Genomic DNA, 15,775 nt, shown 5'->3' on the forward strand with positions numbered 1-15,775 from the left:
CATGCCGACGGCATCGACCCGTCCACTTCCGTCACTGACCGATGACAACGCCTTCTACTGGACGTCAGGAGCCGACGGGCGACTGCGGTTTCAAAAATGCGCGGACTGCGCGTCGTACCGCCATCCCCCCGGACCGGTGTGCCCATGGTGCCGTAGCCGCAACGCCGCCATAGAAGCGGTGTCGGGCCAGGCAGTCGTGTGCAGTTTCACTGTCAACCACCGCTTCGACTGTCCCGGCCTGGTGACCCCCTACGTCATAGCAGAAGTCGCACTCGCCGAAGATCGCCGCATCCGGCTGACCACCAACATCATCGACTCCGACCCGGAGCGGCTGCGGATCGGCCAGTCCGTGGAGGTCGTGTTCGAGCACATCGAGGACGTATGGCTTCCGTTGTTCCGCCCCGTCGGCCAACCTGATGCGACGGCCGAGCTTCCGGACGACGAGATCCCACCCGAGCGTTTCGCCGAGTATGTCCGCCCGATGGTCCGCACCACCAAATTCGAGGATGCCGTCGCGCTGACCGGTGTGGGCATGTCCGAGATCGGCCGCCGACTGATGGTCCCGCCACTGGCGCTCACAGTGCAGGCGTGTGAGGCCGCCGTCGCCGACGCTGGCCTCACGTTCGCCGACATCGACGGACTGGCAACGTATCCCGGCGCGGGAGGGGAGGCCGGTGGCTTCGGCGAAGGCGGGGTGAATGCCCTGGAAGCGGTCCTCGGCATCCGTCCCACCTGGCATAACGGCGGTGCGGAGACGTTCGGGCCTGGTGGGTCGGTGATCTCGGCGATGCTGGCGGTCGCTGCGGGCCTGGCGCGCCACGTCCTATGCTTCCGGACACTGTGGCAATCCAGCCACACCGAACTGGTCCGCCAGGGCCGCATCGCCGACGCCGCGACCGGGCGAACCGCCAGCTGGATAGTGCCCTATGGCGCCACCTCGGCGGCACACACCCTGGCCCAGGGAGCCCAGCGCCACTTCCACCGTTACGGGACCACTCGCGAAACCCTCGGCTGGATCGCGCTGAACCAGCGTGCCAACGCCGCGCTCAATCCGACCGCGATCTACCGCACGCCGATGACGATGGACGACTATCTCGGCGCACGCCCGATCACCACCCCATTCGGCCTCTACGACTGCGACGTGCCCTGCGACGGCGCAGTGGCCGTCATTGTGTCCGCGCGCGACGCCGTCGACGACCTGCCCAAACGCCCCGTCCTCGTAGAAGCCGTCGGTACGCAGATCATCGAGCGTGTCCTGCGCGACCAGAGCACGCTGACCCACGAACCGCAGGTGCTCGGCCAAGCCGCCCATCTCTGGTCCAGAACCACCCTGCGGCCCGGCGACGTGGATGTCGCACAGCTCTACGACGGATTCACCTACAACTGTCTGTCGTGGATCGAAGCTCTCGGGTTTTGCGGGATCGGTGAAGCGAAGGACTTCCTGGACGGCGGCACGAATATCGGCCGCTCCGGCGTCGTGCCGATCAACACCCACGGCGGGCAGTTGTCCCACGGTCGAACCCACGGCATGGGTCTGTTCCACGAGGCAGTCACCCAATTGCGCGGCGAAGCCGGCGAGCGCCAAGTCCGGAACGCGCACGTCGCTGTAGTCAGCGCCGGTGGCCTTACGCCCAGCGGAGTCGTACTCTTGCGCACCGAATGACATTGCCGGCGCGGGCCTGGCCGGACGGCGTAGTTCGAGCGGCTGGTTTGGTCCACAGGGCCGAAACCGTCGTCACTGACGTGCCCGACGACGGGCCGTATGGCAAGGGTCTCATTCATTGGGGACGGGCCACGACCGCGCGCAAGAGGATGTGGGCTATCGCAGCGCACAGCACCCACGCGTAGTTCGCGCCGAAACGCCTGGACGGGATGTTGACTTATCACTGTTTGGTGGTGATGAGGTAGGGGCTGCTGCTACAGCGGCCTGTCGAACTGGCCGTCGGCGATGCCTTTCATGAACGCGTCCCATTCGTCCGGGCGGTAGCTCAGCGCATGGGCTGGGCCCGTGACCGAGGCGCTGCCATCGTTCTGCACGTCGAGGACCGCGATGTTGTCGAGTCGCGCGGAAGTGCCGGTCAATGCCAGTGCGGTGAACTCGGTCCACCGTTCGGCGGGGATGCTCACGATGGGCTGGGATGCTGTGGGGCCGGTGTACTTGCTGTCGCGGATCAGTACGACGTTCGCACGGTGGGAGATCTCGACACAACTGTTGTTCGCGCCGCTGTAGGTGGACTTGTAGAACTCGGTGGTCACGATTGTCCTGTCTGCTTAGCGATGCGATCGATGAGCTGGAGGGAGTCCTCCGGGCTCAGTGCGATTGCCCTGACCTGGTCGTACAAGTATTGCATCGCGTCCACTTTGCGTGCATCTTCGGTGAGTTCGCCGTGGATGGCAGTTTCCAGCCAGCCAACGGTCGGAAGCCGCGCGCTGGGGAAGTCGATCAGGTGGAACGTTGCGGTGTTGAGTCCAGCCAGCGAGTCGCCCGATTCGAACGGAATCACTCGCAGATCGATGGTGTCGGAACGATCCGTGGCGATATCCCGCAAATGGAGCAGCTGCTTCTGGTGAACTTGCGGCCCGCCCACGCGGGACATCAGAACAGCCTGGCTGATCACGGCCGAGAGTTGTAGTGGGGCGGGCGGGTCCAGTCGGCGTTGGCGTTCCAGCCGCGCACGGACTCGCTGCTCGGCTTCGGCCGGTCTCGTCGCTGCCGTAGAGCGCATGATGGCCCGGATGTAGTCCTCTGTCTGCAACAGACCGGGGACAACGCTGGTCTCGAACGTTCTGATGGCTTGTGCGCCCTGCTCGAGCCCGTACAGCCGCATGAACGATTCGTCGAAGAGTGCACTGTAGTTGGCGAATGGTGCACGGCCCTTTGCGTTTTCGCGAAGGGCGAGTAGTTCGTGTCTGTCGTCGGGGCCGAACTCCAGCACGTCGAGTGTCTTCTCGAGCAGCTCGCTGGTGAACAGGACCTTCCCGCCGGTCAGGCTCGACCAGTACTGCGGTGTGATCCCGAGGGCCTTGGCCATCTGGCCGCCCTTCAAGCCGTGTCGTTCGGCCTGCTCGCGAATGCGTAGCCGCAACTCCCAGTCCGCTACCGGTGACGACACAGTCATGAACGCTCCCTTCCGGAGGGGGATCCCTGGTCACACCCTACTACAGCGTGTATCGATCGAGTTACTACGGATCGGGGTCTTTATTTTACTAAAATGACGACATATGATGTGCATCACCACTTGGAGATGCATCTTGTTAAGAGATTGCTGAAGGAGGGTCATGGGGATGGCAGTACGGATAACCCGGTCGCGCATCGTCAGCGACGTGACCAGCCACTATGCCAGCTCGGCGGGGGTCGGAGGATGGACCGTTTCATTTCTGCCTGGCCGGAGACTGAGTCGAGAACAGGCCCTGACCGCGCTTCGGGCTGCGGAAGAGTTCGCCCGCATCCAGTCACAGGCGTCGACGCTCGGCTTGACAGGACTCGAACTGGTCGGCCTCGCGGAAAGTCGGTGTCCGTGGCGGCGGCCTGACGTGTCGAGCTCCGATGGAGGCAAGGGGCAGTGCGAGGTGTTGACTCGCCGATGACAGAGCACATGTACGGCTATATGCGCTTGGCGCTCCTGCGGAACACGGCGGGCGAAGTCGAGGAACGCATCGGGCGGTTCGGTGCGGAGATCGGTGGGCATGTTCGGGTCTTTGCCGAACCCTTGCCGCCGATCGATGCGTTGTGGGCCCTGGTGGTCGGCGCGGATCGCTTCTTCGGTGGTCAGTTGATGCCCGCGATAGGAACGGTGGCTGGCCGACAGGGGACGGACATTCGGATCCTGCTCGATGCCGGTAGACGCGGTGTCATACCGGTAGCGTGGCGTGCGCTGCTGCTCGAACTGCGGCGGAGCGGTGGCAGCGTCATCGTTCCGGGGCCCGAACATCTGGATGGTTTGTCGGTATCGAGATCGTCTCTGCTGCAACAGCTTTCCAGCCTGCGGCCGGATGTGCGCGTGCTGTACCTGCCGGGCTCCGAGGGCGGCATGCCGCCAACGGAGCTGATCTCGGCACTCGTCGGTGAGTTCCGAGTGAAGGCTTTTGCGACGGCGGTGGAAGTCTCGCTGTTGAAGGCGTGCTGGTACCTGTCTCGGGCCGGATTGAGTTATCTCGCCGAGGATGTCGAGTCGGTGCTGCGTGAATTGGTCGGATCGAGGGTCTCCACGCAGCCACTGGACGTGCTGGACGAGATACGAATTCGGTTGTTGCGGACCGCGCGTGCGCTCGTGCTCGACATCCACGAATCGGAGAACCACACGGCAGAACCGGTCTCCGACGTTGTGCGCCAACGCTGTTCGCGATGGTCGCGTCGTGATAGTGCTACCGGTGGAACACTGACGTGGTGCGAGTTGTCTTTGGGTGATCGGGGAACCATCCAGCTGGCTGGTTCCGGGGCATGGCGTCGCAGAACTGCCGTGTCGCCAGTAGGGGGCGGCGCGGGCCCGTGAACTCAGGTGCATCGTGCGGTTTGGTACAAGCCGATAGCCCAGATCTACAGGGCAAACAATGCGTATTCGAGGTCTGCGGGTGGGGAGCGGATCACGGATCTCTATGGCCGGAAGCATCATTCGGCGCAACGTCCGCCTCGCTCCGGATCCCCGGCGGCGTCGATGCGGAGGTCCCGGGGCGGTGATCGATGACAGAGTGTCATCTGAGCGTCTGGTTCGACGACGGGGAGCCCTTGCACTTCCGTGCCGAGCGAAGTGTGGCTGAGAATTTCGCTACTGCCGCAGCGTATTTGGTGAAGACATGTATCGACGATCAGGTGCAGCCATGGATGCCGGTCATGCCCTATCAAGAACTGTGGTGTTAGTCCTCGCCATCCATGTTCCGACGTAATCGAATTCAGGCAGTAGTCGTTGAAAAGCCTTGGGAGAGAACGATGAGCGCTACCACCATGCCCGAAACGAGGACCTACGCGGCGGAGGTCGAGGACCGCTGTCGAGTGTATGAGCGAGAATTCGGGTTCGACACCGTCGTGGTTCTGGGCGCGGTCCACTTGATGACCGGATCGGTATCCGGGGTGATCGTCGCGCCGGAGCTGGGGCGGATGGTGACGGCGGGGTTGTCAGAGGTGCCGGTGTTCTCGGTCGATCATCACGGCCATCGGATGTGGGTACTGCTCGCGGACGTCGCCAGTCCAGCTGTCGATATCGAGCGTATGACGTTGCGGCTGTTCGCTGTTGGCGCGATTCCGGTTTTCCCGAGGGCCACGGTGGTGTTGCCGTCGCCGGGCGACCCGCGGCGGGTCTGGTTGCATCCGCCCCAGGGGCGGACCCGCCCGAGTCTGGCGACGGTGGTTGACGCGATCGCCGATGCGGCTGTGCATGGTGCCCGCCGCTGCGGTTGACCGGTTCTGTCCAGAGAGTGGATGGCCAGGAAGGTGATTTGTCGATGAAGACGGGAATTGTCGCGTGGTACGACGTGAAGCTGGGCTACGGGTTCATTGCTCGTGGTGCGGGGGAGAAGGACTTGTTCGTGCACTTCTCGGGCTTGGCCGACCGGGATGCGCGTATCCCGGTCGCTGGGGACGCGGTCGTGTTCGACATCGAGGTCGGGCTTCGGGGCCCCAAGGCGGTCAACGCACGCATTCTGGCCGGTCCTGGTGGGGAACCGCAGCCTGCCGCGGTGCCCGAACGCCGGTGAGGGCGGTGGCTGCGATGAGGTATCCGCACATGTTCGTCCCCGCTGATGGTCGACTTGCCGAATGTTTGTGCACGGTCGAGCTTTTCGACTCGCCAACCATCGAACGTGCCCGGGAACTGGCCGAGATCCACCACGGCCATCCCCTCGACGACTGTGTGGTTCTTTGTGCGGTGCTGACCGTCCTGCACACCGAGGTCGCTGATGTCGTCGAACGAAATCACCAGTGTGAGAAAGGGTTTCCCATGTTCATTACTGCCCTGTTCGGATCGTCGTCGCGTGGGTGCGGGTCGAGATCGGGTTCGAGTCGACGTTCCGGTGCGCCGCCGCCGGACGGGGACGATGGTGGGCGATGACCGACAGTTCGAGAGCGAGCGCGATCGGTGCGGGCCCGGTGACCACCAGGGTGATTCCGGCGGTGAGCGGATTCTGCGGATGCTCGATGACCTGATCGCCGATCTTCGGCAGTTGCGCGGCCTCGACTGTCCCGCACCAGAGGGGCCGACGGAGTGAAAGTGTTGCTGCACAACCGAATTACGGCAGCCGTGGCGGGGAGGTGCTGTCGAGGGCGTGAAGCGGGGGTGTGTTCGTGTTCATCAAGGGATCGAAGGAAGTGGATCGGTGATTGATTCAGGGTTGGAGCAAAAGGAACTCGGGCGTCGTCTGCGTGCGTTGCGCAGGAATGCCAAGCTCAGTCAGTCCGCGGCCGCGCGGGCGATCGAGGTGTCGCCGCAAACCATCGGACGTTTGGAAGATGGTCAGGCGACGCAGATCTCGAAATTGCATGTGGCCGAACTCTGCAACATCTACCAGGCCGGGGACAGCGAGCGCGCGGCGCTGACGGCGTTCGTGCAGCACGTACGCGCCGCGCGACACAAAGGCGGGCCGAGTGCGGTGATCGCCGGGTTCGTGGGGCGTGTCGAGCTCGAGCAGGTCGCCAGCACGGTGACGGTGTTCGCCGACACCATGGTGCCGGGTCTGCTGCGGACCGTCGATTACCACCAGCTCGTTCGTCGGATGCGGTATCCGCACGACTCGGATGAGGATATCGAATACTGGAGACAGTATGCGGGGAGACGGTGGATCAGACTGTACGACAGAGCCTTTCAGGTACAAGTCTTTCTGCTGGAATCGGTGCTGCACCATCTGATGGGTGATCCGGCGCTGATGGCGCAGCAGCTGGCGCATCTGGAACAGATCGGCCGGTTGCCGAACGTCAACGTGCGGGTCATCCCCGCGGACGCGGGCAACCACATCGGGCTGTATCGGGGTGGGTTCACCCTGATGGAATTCGGGCCGAGCCCGGCAGGTGGGTGGCTCGAAACCCCCATCGTCTATGCGAAGGGCTACCCCAAATGCCTGTACCTCCGCGATGAGGGCGATATCGATCAATATCACGATGCGGTGACGCAGTTGGACCACGTAGCACAGAGCCCCGAGACGTCCATGGAAGTCATGCGAAATATCAAGGAAAAGTACTGGGCACGAACAGATCCCGACCCCGGAGAGCCTGTTGATCAGTAACAATCCGGAGCGGGGCATCGGCCGTCTCGTGAGGAGACCACGGTGTTCTGAAGCGCAGTCGAGCTGCTCGCATCATCGTCTACCAGCTGCGTGGGGCGGACTTCGGGTGTACAAAGCGACGAGCGTGTTCCGCCTGGATCGAGATTACCCTTTTTCGATCGTTATCTGGTTGGTGCACAAGATGATTCGAATGGTAGCAACGCGAGGTTTCCCGGTGGGGCGGATCGTTACCGGGAGGGTGACGGCGTGACGGGATTTGCTGACAACCCGACGCTCCCAGGACCGGGATCTGAAGGTTGGTACGAGCGCGTCGCCCATGCACACGCGCTCGCCGAATCAGTCGGCCTCACACTGCATTCCTGTACCCGATGGCCGGATGAGTGGCGGCTGCGCAGGAACTGGGACGATCTCGTCACCGGCTCACTGAACGAGGTAGAGGCATATCTCCGGCATGAAATGCTCTGGGATCCAACGAGAATCGACCACGAAGCATGGGGCGAGGCCGGGGTGGATCCCTCATCGCTGACATCCGACATCGCGGGCAGGACCCGCGTCGCAGGGTTCAAACGATGTGGTGGAAAGGAATTTTCGCGCGGCTACGCGATCAACGTGTGGTCGCAACTGTACACGGTCGACGACTTCCGGAAGGTTCGCTCGGGCACCGACTTCGACGCCGTGACTATCGCCGATCGTGTCGGATATCGGTACAGGCCGAGGTTCGATCATGGTGGTGACCAATGGGATCTGCTCTTTGCTGCCGAAGACGGGTCGTGCAGCATCGAGGTGATCAGACTCAGTCGCAGGGTCCGCACGGCACCGGTCGACCGGCTTCTCCAGGTCGCGCAGGTGCTGGTTCCGCATCTGCCGATCCGGTGAGCCCGCGCTGATCGGGGTGGCGAAGCCCAGCACCGATCGTGAACTGGGGGTCGCTGATAAACTCCGTACTGGAATCGGGCTTATGGAAAGCTCAACCGGCGAGAACGAGGGGGCTGTGGTCGTGGCTGTGGAGTTGCCGGACAAGGGGCAGAAGAATGCCCAGGCGGCGTTCGACGCGGCCAAGGCCGGAACGTTCGTGATTCCAGTCGATAGCGCCAAGCGGCTGGCTGCCTCATGCGACAAGCTCGTGTTGGAGTTGGAGAGCATCTTGGTCGATGCTGCGATTCTTACAAGGGTGACCGGTTTCCCGGAGCTGCCTTCCGGGCGTGCGCTGGCAAAGGGATTCTCAGGCAAGGGGCAGGAGTGCATGGACACGCTGGCCTCCTTCCAGGAGGCCGGGTTGCGGTACAAGGCAGCGTATCTCGCCGCAGGCAAGCAGTTCACCGAAGCGGATCAGGCGAACCAGGCCGCGATTCGCCGCGCCACGCTGTACCTGGACCAGGGGCACCATTCGTGATCGGATATCGGCAGCGCGCTGGTTGGCGGGCAGCCCGCCTCGTTCCCGTGGCGGGCGCAGTGGTAGCCGTTCTCATTCTGGCTGGCTGCGGCACTTCCACGGGCGGTTCGGCGACGACAGCGGCGTCATCTACCGCTGTGAAATCGACTGGTGCGGCACCGTTTCCGACGTTGACGGCACCGTCGTTGCAGCCCCCGCAGCAGCACAATGAGGGGCGGCCAGATGTCGTGTTCGATCCATGTACCTGGATCGATGACGCGACGCTGAGCAAGCTGGGATATGCCCCGGAGTCACGAGCGCGCAGCCTCGCCGATATCCATGGCGAGTACACATTCCTGTCGTGCGAATACAAGTCACCCGACAGCGTTTACAGCCTGAATATCATGTCCGGTAACCGGACGATGGCCGAGGGGCGGGCGAAGTTCACCAGTGATGGTGATCAGATCCAGGACACCACGATCGATGGTCGACAGGCGATGATCGTGCGCGAGAAGGCTGGCGATTTCTGCTCGGTGGTGGTGCAGGACAAGGTCGGGTACATCGACTTCGACCGTAGCATCGCGAGCTTTCTGATCACGTCCGGTCCGGTTCCCGAAAGATGTTCGGGGATAGTCGATTTGGTGAAGGAAATCCTTCCTCGGGTCGGCAACAACTGAAGGGGGAGCACGGTGGGGCGACGAACACCGGAGGAGATCGCCAACGATATCCGGTTGCAGGAGAGCGCGCTGGCTCGCACGACCGAATTCGGTTCTGGGGGTACTGATCCCGCGTATGTCCCGGATCGTGAGGTGTTCGACAGCTACGCCCACCAGCAGATCTGGGATCTGGTGCATCAGAAGCTGGATCCGTCGGCGATGGGGCAGGTCGCCAGCAGTTGGAACAAGGTCCAGGACAAGATCAACCAGGCGTTCGATACTTTCGCCAAGGAGGTCAAACGCGAATTCGCCGAGTGGTCAGGCGAATTCGCCTCGGAGGCGCAGAAGTCGACCGACGCGTTCATCACCGCGGGCGGGGATACGCATCAGACCGCCTACGACGTGCAACGCCTGATGGACCTCAACGCTTCTGCCGCCTCGGTGGTGAAGGCCGCGATCCCACCGCCTCCGGTCGCATACAAACCGGACCCGGACCCGGCGAAGGAAGCGGCCAACGGCGCGGCGCGCACCGCACACAACACGCAGGCGGCAGCGCTCGCAGCCGACGCCAGAGATGCTATGCATAATATCTATAACCCCACTATGGTGGCGTCGGGTGACGCGGTAGGCCGGTTCACCCCAGCTCCGGCCCCCAGCATCCAGCCTGCGCCGACACTGGCCACGGCTGCTGCGGCGGACACCTCGAAACCCGCTCCGGCGAAACAGGATCCGGGAACCGACACGTCAGCGAAGGACAACAAACCGACTGACGACAAGCCCGGCGATCAAACCCGGAACGGCAATCAGCAGCAGCCCGACAACACCGCGGATCAGGCGCAACCGAACTCGACGCAGACAGCGGCGTCATCGGCGACGAGTCCGGCGTCAACCCCTGCCGCACAACAGAGTTCGGCAACACCTGTCACCACGAATACACCATCCCAGACCACCGCGACCCCGATGGCGTCGGGGACTTCGCCGAGTACGCCGGGGATAACATCGATCGGTCCCGGAGTCTCGAACACCACCCAACCTCAGCAGCCGGGTCGTGCGCTACCGCCCGCACCTGGTACCTCGCGGCCCGGCGAACAGGTTCCGGGGACTACTACCGAAACGGCGCGCACGGCGCAGACTCCGGCCACGACGTCCCGGTCCCCAGCGAGCGCGATGCCGCATGCGGCATCGGCCGGACACGGGCGCAAGGAGTCCGAGAACGAACGGACAAGGACGTCTCCGGAATATCTCCGACGTACATACGAAGAGCTGAGCGATCTACCAGCTGGAATGGTCGAAGTCATCGGCGTAGGCGGCGATCCCGACGACGAATCGCAATACGCGGTCGAAGAAGCCGAACCCGACGCAGAGGTTGCGGCCGAGGAACCGACCATCTACGTGGGCAAGGGACCGATGGACAACCTCGGGCCGCAGGACCCCGCGCCGGAAAACGCAGACCACGAGACAGCACCGGCATCCGTCACCCAGCCCATCATCCACGTCGGTAAGGGCCCGATGGACGAGCCGAACCCGGCCGAACCCAAAGACGAAGGCCCGGAGGGAACTTCGTCGTGAAATGGGTCTTCACGCCGGACGAGTTCACTCACGTCTGGCTGGTGGAAACCGGCCAGGATCGCCGCCCGTACCCGATCAATCTCGCCTCCGCGGGCACCGTCGGCACCGAAAGCGAGAAGGCGGCCCTCCATCTGACGGAACGGTTCCCGTTCAACCACGATCCCGAACTCACCTCCACACTCCGGTTCATCGCGCGCACCGACGTCACCACGGTCACCGCGTTCGGTGACCGCTTCACCAAGGGGCAGTTGCTGCCCGAGCCGATCCTCGCACTGGGAGTCGCGTTCGGAGTCTGGGGCGCGGTGGTCGCCGCTACCGCCGAGACCGTCACAGTCATATCGTGCGAAGCCAGAGCCATGGCGAAATACCTGGTCAAGGTCATGGGACCGACCTCCGCGGGATCGTTGAAGACAATGCGCGAACCACGCCAAGCGGTACTGTCTCCCGAGCCCGGCCAGTGGCAGGAAACCGACAACAGCCGCCGAGCCAAGAAGCTACGACAGGCACTACGCCGACCGATCGACGCCCGCGGCTACATGACCATCACCGTGCTCCCCGAAGACGAGATGTCCCCACCACCCCGACACCGAACCTGGCTGGACTTCACCGACGACGGCCGATACCTACTCGCCATCGGCCACGACCTGACCCTCACCCCGGTGAGCAACAACGAACTCGCCACCCGCATCGCCCGCCTGGCCGCGATCCGATGAGTAAAACCAATTTTTAGATCAGACATCCCGATTTTCTTCGAGCAGTCCGGTATTTTACTCACCTACTTCGGTTGGGATGTGACGGCGGTCGGCGATGGTGTTGTCTGGGTGAACGGATCAGGCATTGCTTGTTCGCAGCGCTTTGCGGCATCCTGGTCTTCGCCGAACTTAAGTGATATCACCAGCAGCCGAGGGGTTTGCGAAGCGTGGGAGTCGGCAGCCGATGGCTGTGTTGTTGAACTGACCGTCATTGTGCCGGACCCGAAAACCCGCTTATTTGAATCCAGCTTCAGTTTTCCGTCGACGATGTCGAATACTCCTGGTGTATTGAACTCGCAGACGGTGATTCTCTGGCCATTCTCGGTGGGAGTGGAGTCGACCGCGCGCATTAATAGACCACCAGTGACAGGCACTCCCGTATGCCAATCTTGCCAAGCATCTCGGGATGTTTTATCTGCGGCGTCGACTCGCGCGTTGTATCGGTTCATCAGATCAGCCGAGTAGCTATCAGCGTTGAGGAATTCGTACTGATCGGCCCGAGTCTCTGCTGCGAACTGTGCAAAATCCTTCGCGTTGCCCGTCAACGCCCCTGAGACATCCCATTCCGATCTCAAAGGTGGGTACGACACCGAGGTGGGAACAGTTGATCTCGATGTCGACGACCCGGCTTGCTGTGAACTTTCAGTCGCATGACTACAAGAGGAGGCAACTGTAGCTGCCAAGGTCAGCGAAGCAATCCGCGCAAGGGATATCACGATCGAATTCTTCCCCATCTCAATCATTATGATCCAGGATCTTTCGTCTGCAAGACCTCGCCACCTCCGTTGAGAAACTTCTTCAGCTTGTCCTGTGTGTCATCCAGGCCGATCAAAATACTGACATCAGAATTGGATTTGTACCTGTCGCTGTAGGTGTCGATATGGTGATTGTGCATGTAGTCCGTGACTCCGGCGCGCATATCCTTCGAAGTCGAGTCGTTCAACTGGATCGGTCCACTACTGTCATCGTTCAGAAGTGTGGATGGCAACTGCTCGTTTCTGTACGCGGAATCGAGCAGTTGATTGGATATTTCATCGTGGATATTCGAGGTGATGCCGGTTGTGCTCGGGGTCTGGATGGTCGGAGTTTCGGGCTTAGGGTTCCATGTTTGGATGGCTGAGTCCATCCATTTGTCGGGGAGTCCGTTGGTATATTGTTTGGTTGGGTCTTGAAGGCTGCTGGGGAGAAGTTCGGTGAGTGGTTTGGTGATTTTGTCGGCCGGGTTCACGCTGTCGACGAGACTTTTGGCGACTTCGGCGGCCTTCTGATGGCTTTCGTACACCTTCATCGCTGCGTTGTGGGCGGCATCGGCTCCGCTTTGGTCTTGATAGAAGAGCGCGTTGTATTGCTGGGCGGTCATGCGGGAGTTCAGTGACTGGATGTGGTTCTGTTCGTCCAGCAGGGTGAGGTTGTTCCCGACGTTGCCGCCTTGTTTCATCGCCTGGTCGTAGAAGGTGTTCTCGCGCAGGGTTCTGGCGGTGTCCAGGAGGTGGCGGCCGTCTTCGGATTGGTTGCTCAGGAACAGGAGTCGGTCACCTTCGTCGCGGCCGATGATGACGTCGGTGGAGGTGGGTTTCGGGTAGGTGCTGGGGTCGCTGTTCGGGAATGTGACTGTTTTGTGCTGGTCGTCGTAGGACAGCGCGTCGAGGTTCGGGGCGAGGACTTTCGATAGGCCGGTGGCGAGTTCGGGGTTCTTCTTGAACAGTTCGGCGTTGTTCTCGAACGTGGTGTGCCCGCCGGTGCCCATCGTCAAGCCTGACTTGCCGTTGTCGGTGTGGGTGGGGGAGAACACTTCGGGGAGGGCGGCGAGGGTTTTGCGGGACAGGTCGCCGTCGGGGGTTTGGTCGTGGGTGTGTTCTCCGGCCCAGTCGTAGAGCTGGGAGGCGAGTTTGCCTTTGTCGCCCCAGTCGTGGTTGAAGATTTCGTTGCGGAAGGTTTTCGGGTCGGCGTAGATGTCGCCGGGGGTGTGGACTTGTTCGGTGGGGTTGCTCAGGAGTTGGTAGTCGGTTTGGTGGTTGCGGGTGGCCAGGTCGAGGTAGGACTTGGCGGCGTCGCTGATTCCGGGTTTGTCCGCGTCGAAGTACTTGTCGCCGATGTCGAACGCGCCTTCGTGTTTGAACCGTTCGACCATGGAGGTGACCGCGGGGTTGTGGCCGTCGAGGTAGCTGGCCATACTCGCCGAGGTTGCGGCCATCTGGCCGGACATGGCGGTGCCGGGCACGAAGCCGGGGTTCGCCTCACCGAGGAGTTTCGCGAACTTGGTTTGGTCTTCGAGCCGGGTTTTCATCTCGAGCGCGGTCTTGGGTGGGTTGGCTTCGAGCCGGTCCCCGACCAGGTGCTGCATGTAGGAGGGGAGCTGGTTGATTCCACCGGGATGGAATGTTCCGTCCGCGCTGGTACTGCCGACCTTCTCGTTGGAGGTCATGAGGATCGCGTTGGCGAGGTTGTCGCGTTGCATCCCGGCGATGTTGGTTTTGATGCCGGAGTTCGCGGCGGCGGTCTCTTCCTGGGTCAGTTGGTCCGAGAGCGCGAACAGGCCGTCCTTGCCGGAGTTCTTGAAGAATTCGCGGTAGTAGTCCTGGACGTCGGCGGGGATGTCGGTGACCTGTTTGCCAGCGGCGAGGTCTTGCAGATCCTGTGGGGTGAGCTGGTATTGGGGCATCGCGGCGGCGATGGCGTCGATCGCGGCGCGGTCGTGTTTGCGGGCGGCGTCGGCCAGGCGGGTGCCGTCCTCGCCGCCGAGTCGTGCGCCGGAGTTGGGGGCTTGGTCGACTTCGATGGAGGAGCCGAACAGGTCTCCTGCGGCGCGGATGAGTTCCCCGCGGCTGGTCAGTAGTCGGCCGAGTTCGGCTTCGGCTTGGGCGAGTTCGCGGTAGGCGGTGTTGATCGCGTCCTGATGCGCGTGGACGTCGGTGGCGTTGGTGCCCGAGCACACCCAGTTGTCGGCGACTTTCAGGTTCGCGCCTTCGGCGTCGGCGGCCTTGGCGCGCAACACATCCCGATGTGAGGACACGTTCGCGACGGAGGTCCCGAACGCGCTCAGGAAGTCGCTGATGTCGTGATACACCTTGCGGGCCTGGTCGTGGTCCTGCCCGACGCGGTCGTAGGCGGCGTGGAATGCGGTACCGGTCCAGTCGTTGCCCAGATCGGTGAAGTACTTGCGCGCCTTGTCGATCTGCTCGAGCATCGTCTCGTTGCTGTCGTGCACTGCGGTCGCCCAGTCGGTGAGCGCGTGCAGGTTCCAGCGGTCGAGCTCGGAACGCAATGGCATTACTGTTCCCCCGGTTTATTTGTGGAAGTTCAGTTCGCGCATCTTCTGGGCGAACTGGGCATCGGTCATGTGCAGATCCTTGGCACAGGTGGTGACCTTCGTCGCGAGGTCTTTCATCCGCTGCCCGACCCGCAGAAACGCCCCATCGATCTCGACGCTGACCGGAGCGAACTCCGTCGGCACCGTCGATCCCGGCATAGCACCGGCAACCGCGTTCACCTTGTCCTGGGCGACTTTCAGCCCGGCGATCGCACCACCGGTCGTGGTCAACGACCCCGCCAGCTTGTTCAACTGATCGATATCCGCATTGAGCACAGAACCCCCTCCGTTGCTTCCCCTCGTCGGCTGCCCGACGGCCAGCCGTTTGGAATCGGACCAAATTTAGCAGCTGGGCCGAATCGGGTGAATCGGAACGGTGTCGGTACAGCTTGATGATGACAGGTCTCGGAGGGCCTGTGGATGAAGTGCACGTCCCCGGAGGACCTGCGACCCGGTACGGCGTCTTTCTTGGCCCGCGGGCTGTTGGTCGTGCCTCGATGAAAGTGCAGGTCCGACGGACCTGCGATGCGGTTCTTTCACCCACGAGCAACTCGCCGCCGAAACCATGCCTCGATGAAAGTGCGGGTCCCGAAGGACCTGCGGCGTTTATTGCACACGGCATGGCCCTGTACGACATGCAGCCTCGATGAAGTGCAGGTCCCGGAAGACCTGCGGCCGAAGACGATCGACTCCGATCCGTGGAACCGCCGACTGCCTCAATGAAGTGCAGGTTCCCGGAGGACCTGCGGCCGTCGGCCGTGGGTCTTGTTGGTATGGTGTCCGTGGCCATGAGAAAGTCTCCACTGGTGGCCGGTTGTAGGTCCCCGCTGGTGGCCAGGTAGAAGTTCCCGTTTCCCCTTGCTTGTCGTGTCGATGCCCGGAGCTCGTGGCCTGGGCGGTGACG

15 protein-coding genes are annotated in these 15,775 nt (G+C 62.5%); 10 read left to right on the plus strand and 5 right to left on the minus strand.

Going from position 1 to position 15,775, the window contains the following annotated elements:
* Window position 1: 1 nt before the first annotated feature.
* Complete coding sequence (locus tag NRB20_RS36855) at window positions 2-1,663, plus strand: thiolase C-terminal domain-containing protein (protein WP_153416082.1); 1,662 nt, start codon at window positions 2-4, stop codon at window positions 1,661-1,663.
* Window positions 1,664-1,917: 254 nt separating this feature from the next.
* On the opposite strand, the gene NRB20_RS36860 is transcribed toward NRB20_RS36855, so the two are convergent.
* Together NRB20_RS36860 and NRB20_RS36865 are read right to left on the minus strand one after the other, a co-directional pair.
* Complete coding sequence (locus NRB20_RS36860; RefSeq protein WP_153416069.1) at window positions 1,918-2,256, minus strand: DUF397 domain-containing protein; 339 nt, start codon at window positions 2,254-2,256, stop codon at window positions 1,918-1,920.
* On the minus strand, window positions 2,253-3,119 hold the full coding sequence (locus NRB20_RS36865; protein WP_153416070.1) for a helix-turn-helix domain-containing protein: 867 nt from the start codon (window positions 3,117-3,119) through the stop codon (window positions 2,253-2,255). The genes NRB20_RS36860 and NRB20_RS36865 overlap by 4 nt, the downstream gene beginning before the upstream one ends.
* A gap of 621 nt (window positions 3,120-3,740) precedes the next feature.
* On the opposite strand from NRB20_RS36865, the gene NRB20_RS36870 reads away from it, so the two are divergent.
* From NRB20_RS36870 to NRB20_RS36905, 9 genes are all read left to right on the plus strand, one after another.
* Complete coding sequence (locus tag NRB20_RS36870) at window positions 3,741-4,493, plus strand: hypothetical protein (RefSeq protein WP_153416071.1); 753 nt, start codon at window positions 3,741-3,743, stop codon at window positions 4,491-4,493.
* A 434-nt stretch (window positions 4,494-4,927) separates the two neighbouring features.
* Window positions 4,928-5,395: a hypothetical protein gene (locus NRB20_RS36875; protein ID WP_153416072.1), complete on the plus strand. Its 468-nt coding sequence runs from the start codon at window positions 4,928-4,930 to the stop codon at window positions 5,393-5,395.
* A gap of 44 nt (window positions 5,396-5,439) precedes the next feature.
* Complete coding sequence (locus NRB20_RS36880; protein WP_153416073.1) at window positions 5,440-5,691, plus strand: cold-shock protein; 252 nt, start codon at window positions 5,440-5,442, stop codon at window positions 5,689-5,691.
* Window positions 5,692-6,258: 567 nt separating this feature from the next.
* Window positions 6,259-7,212 carry a helix-turn-helix domain-containing protein gene (locus tag NRB20_RS36885; protein WP_153416074.1) on the plus strand — a complete coding sequence of 318 codons (954 nt, stop codon included), beginning with the start codon at window positions 6,259-6,261 and terminating at the stop codon, window positions 7,210-7,212.
* Between the two features lie 246 nt (window positions 7,213-7,458).
* Window positions 7,459-8,088, plus strand: a complete 630-nt coding sequence (locus tag NRB20_RS36890) for a hypothetical protein (protein ID WP_153416075.1) — start codon at window positions 7,459-7,461, stop codon at window positions 8,086-8,088.
* Window positions 8,089-8,170: 82 nt separating this feature from the next.
* Window positions 8,171-8,605 (plus strand): hypothetical protein, encoded by a 435-nt coding sequence (locus NRB20_RS37795; protein WP_194290141.1) that lies wholly within the window; start codon window positions 8,171-8,173, stop codon window positions 8,603-8,605.
* Window positions 8,602-9,261 carry a DUF3558 domain-containing protein gene (locus NRB20_RS36895; RefSeq protein WP_194290142.1) on the plus strand — a complete coding sequence of 220 codons (660 nt, stop codon included), beginning with the start codon at window positions 8,602-8,604 and terminating at the stop codon, window positions 9,259-9,261. The genes NRB20_RS37795 and NRB20_RS36895 overlap by 4 nt, the downstream gene beginning before the upstream one ends.
* Window positions 9,262-9,273: 12 nt before the next feature.
* Entirely contained in the window at window positions 9,274-10,809 is a 1,536-nt protein-coding gene (locus NRB20_RS36900; protein WP_153416077.1) for a hypothetical protein, read from the plus strand.
* Window positions 10,806-11,522: an ESX secretion-associated protein EspG gene (locus tag NRB20_RS36905; RefSeq protein WP_319945872.1), complete on the plus strand. Its 717-nt coding sequence runs from the start codon at window positions 10,806-10,808 to the stop codon at window positions 11,520-11,522. Before NRB20_RS36900 ends, NRB20_RS36905 begins: the two co-directional genes overlap by 4 nt.
* A gap of 62 nt (window positions 11,523-11,584) precedes the next feature.
* On the opposite strand, the gene NRB20_RS36910 is transcribed toward NRB20_RS36905, so the two are convergent.
* From NRB20_RS36910 to NRB20_RS36920, 3 genes are read right to left on the minus strand one after another with little or no spacing between them, the layout of a single operon-like run.
* Window positions 11,585-12,295, minus strand: a complete 711-nt coding sequence (locus tag NRB20_RS36910; protein ID WP_153416078.1) for a hypothetical protein — start codon at window positions 12,293-12,295, stop codon at window positions 11,585-11,587.
* An 8-nt stretch (window positions 12,296-12,303) separates the two neighbouring features.
* Complete coding sequence (locus NRB20_RS36915; protein ID WP_153416079.1) at window positions 12,304-14,832, minus strand: WXG100 family type VII secretion target; 2,529 nt, start codon at window positions 14,830-14,832, stop codon at window positions 12,304-12,306.
* Window positions 14,833-14,847: 15 nt separating this feature from the next.
* Complete coding sequence (locus NRB20_RS36920; protein ID WP_153416080.1) at window positions 14,848-15,147, minus strand: hypothetical protein; 300 nt, start codon at window positions 15,145-15,147, stop codon at window positions 14,848-14,850.
* Window positions 15,148-15,775: the final 628 nt, after the last annotated feature.

Source organism: Nocardia macrotermitis (genome assembly GCF_009604405.1).
Classification (GTDB): Bacteria; Actinomycetota; Actinomycetes; order Mycobacteriales; family Mycobacteriaceae; genus Nocardia; species Nocardia macrotermitis.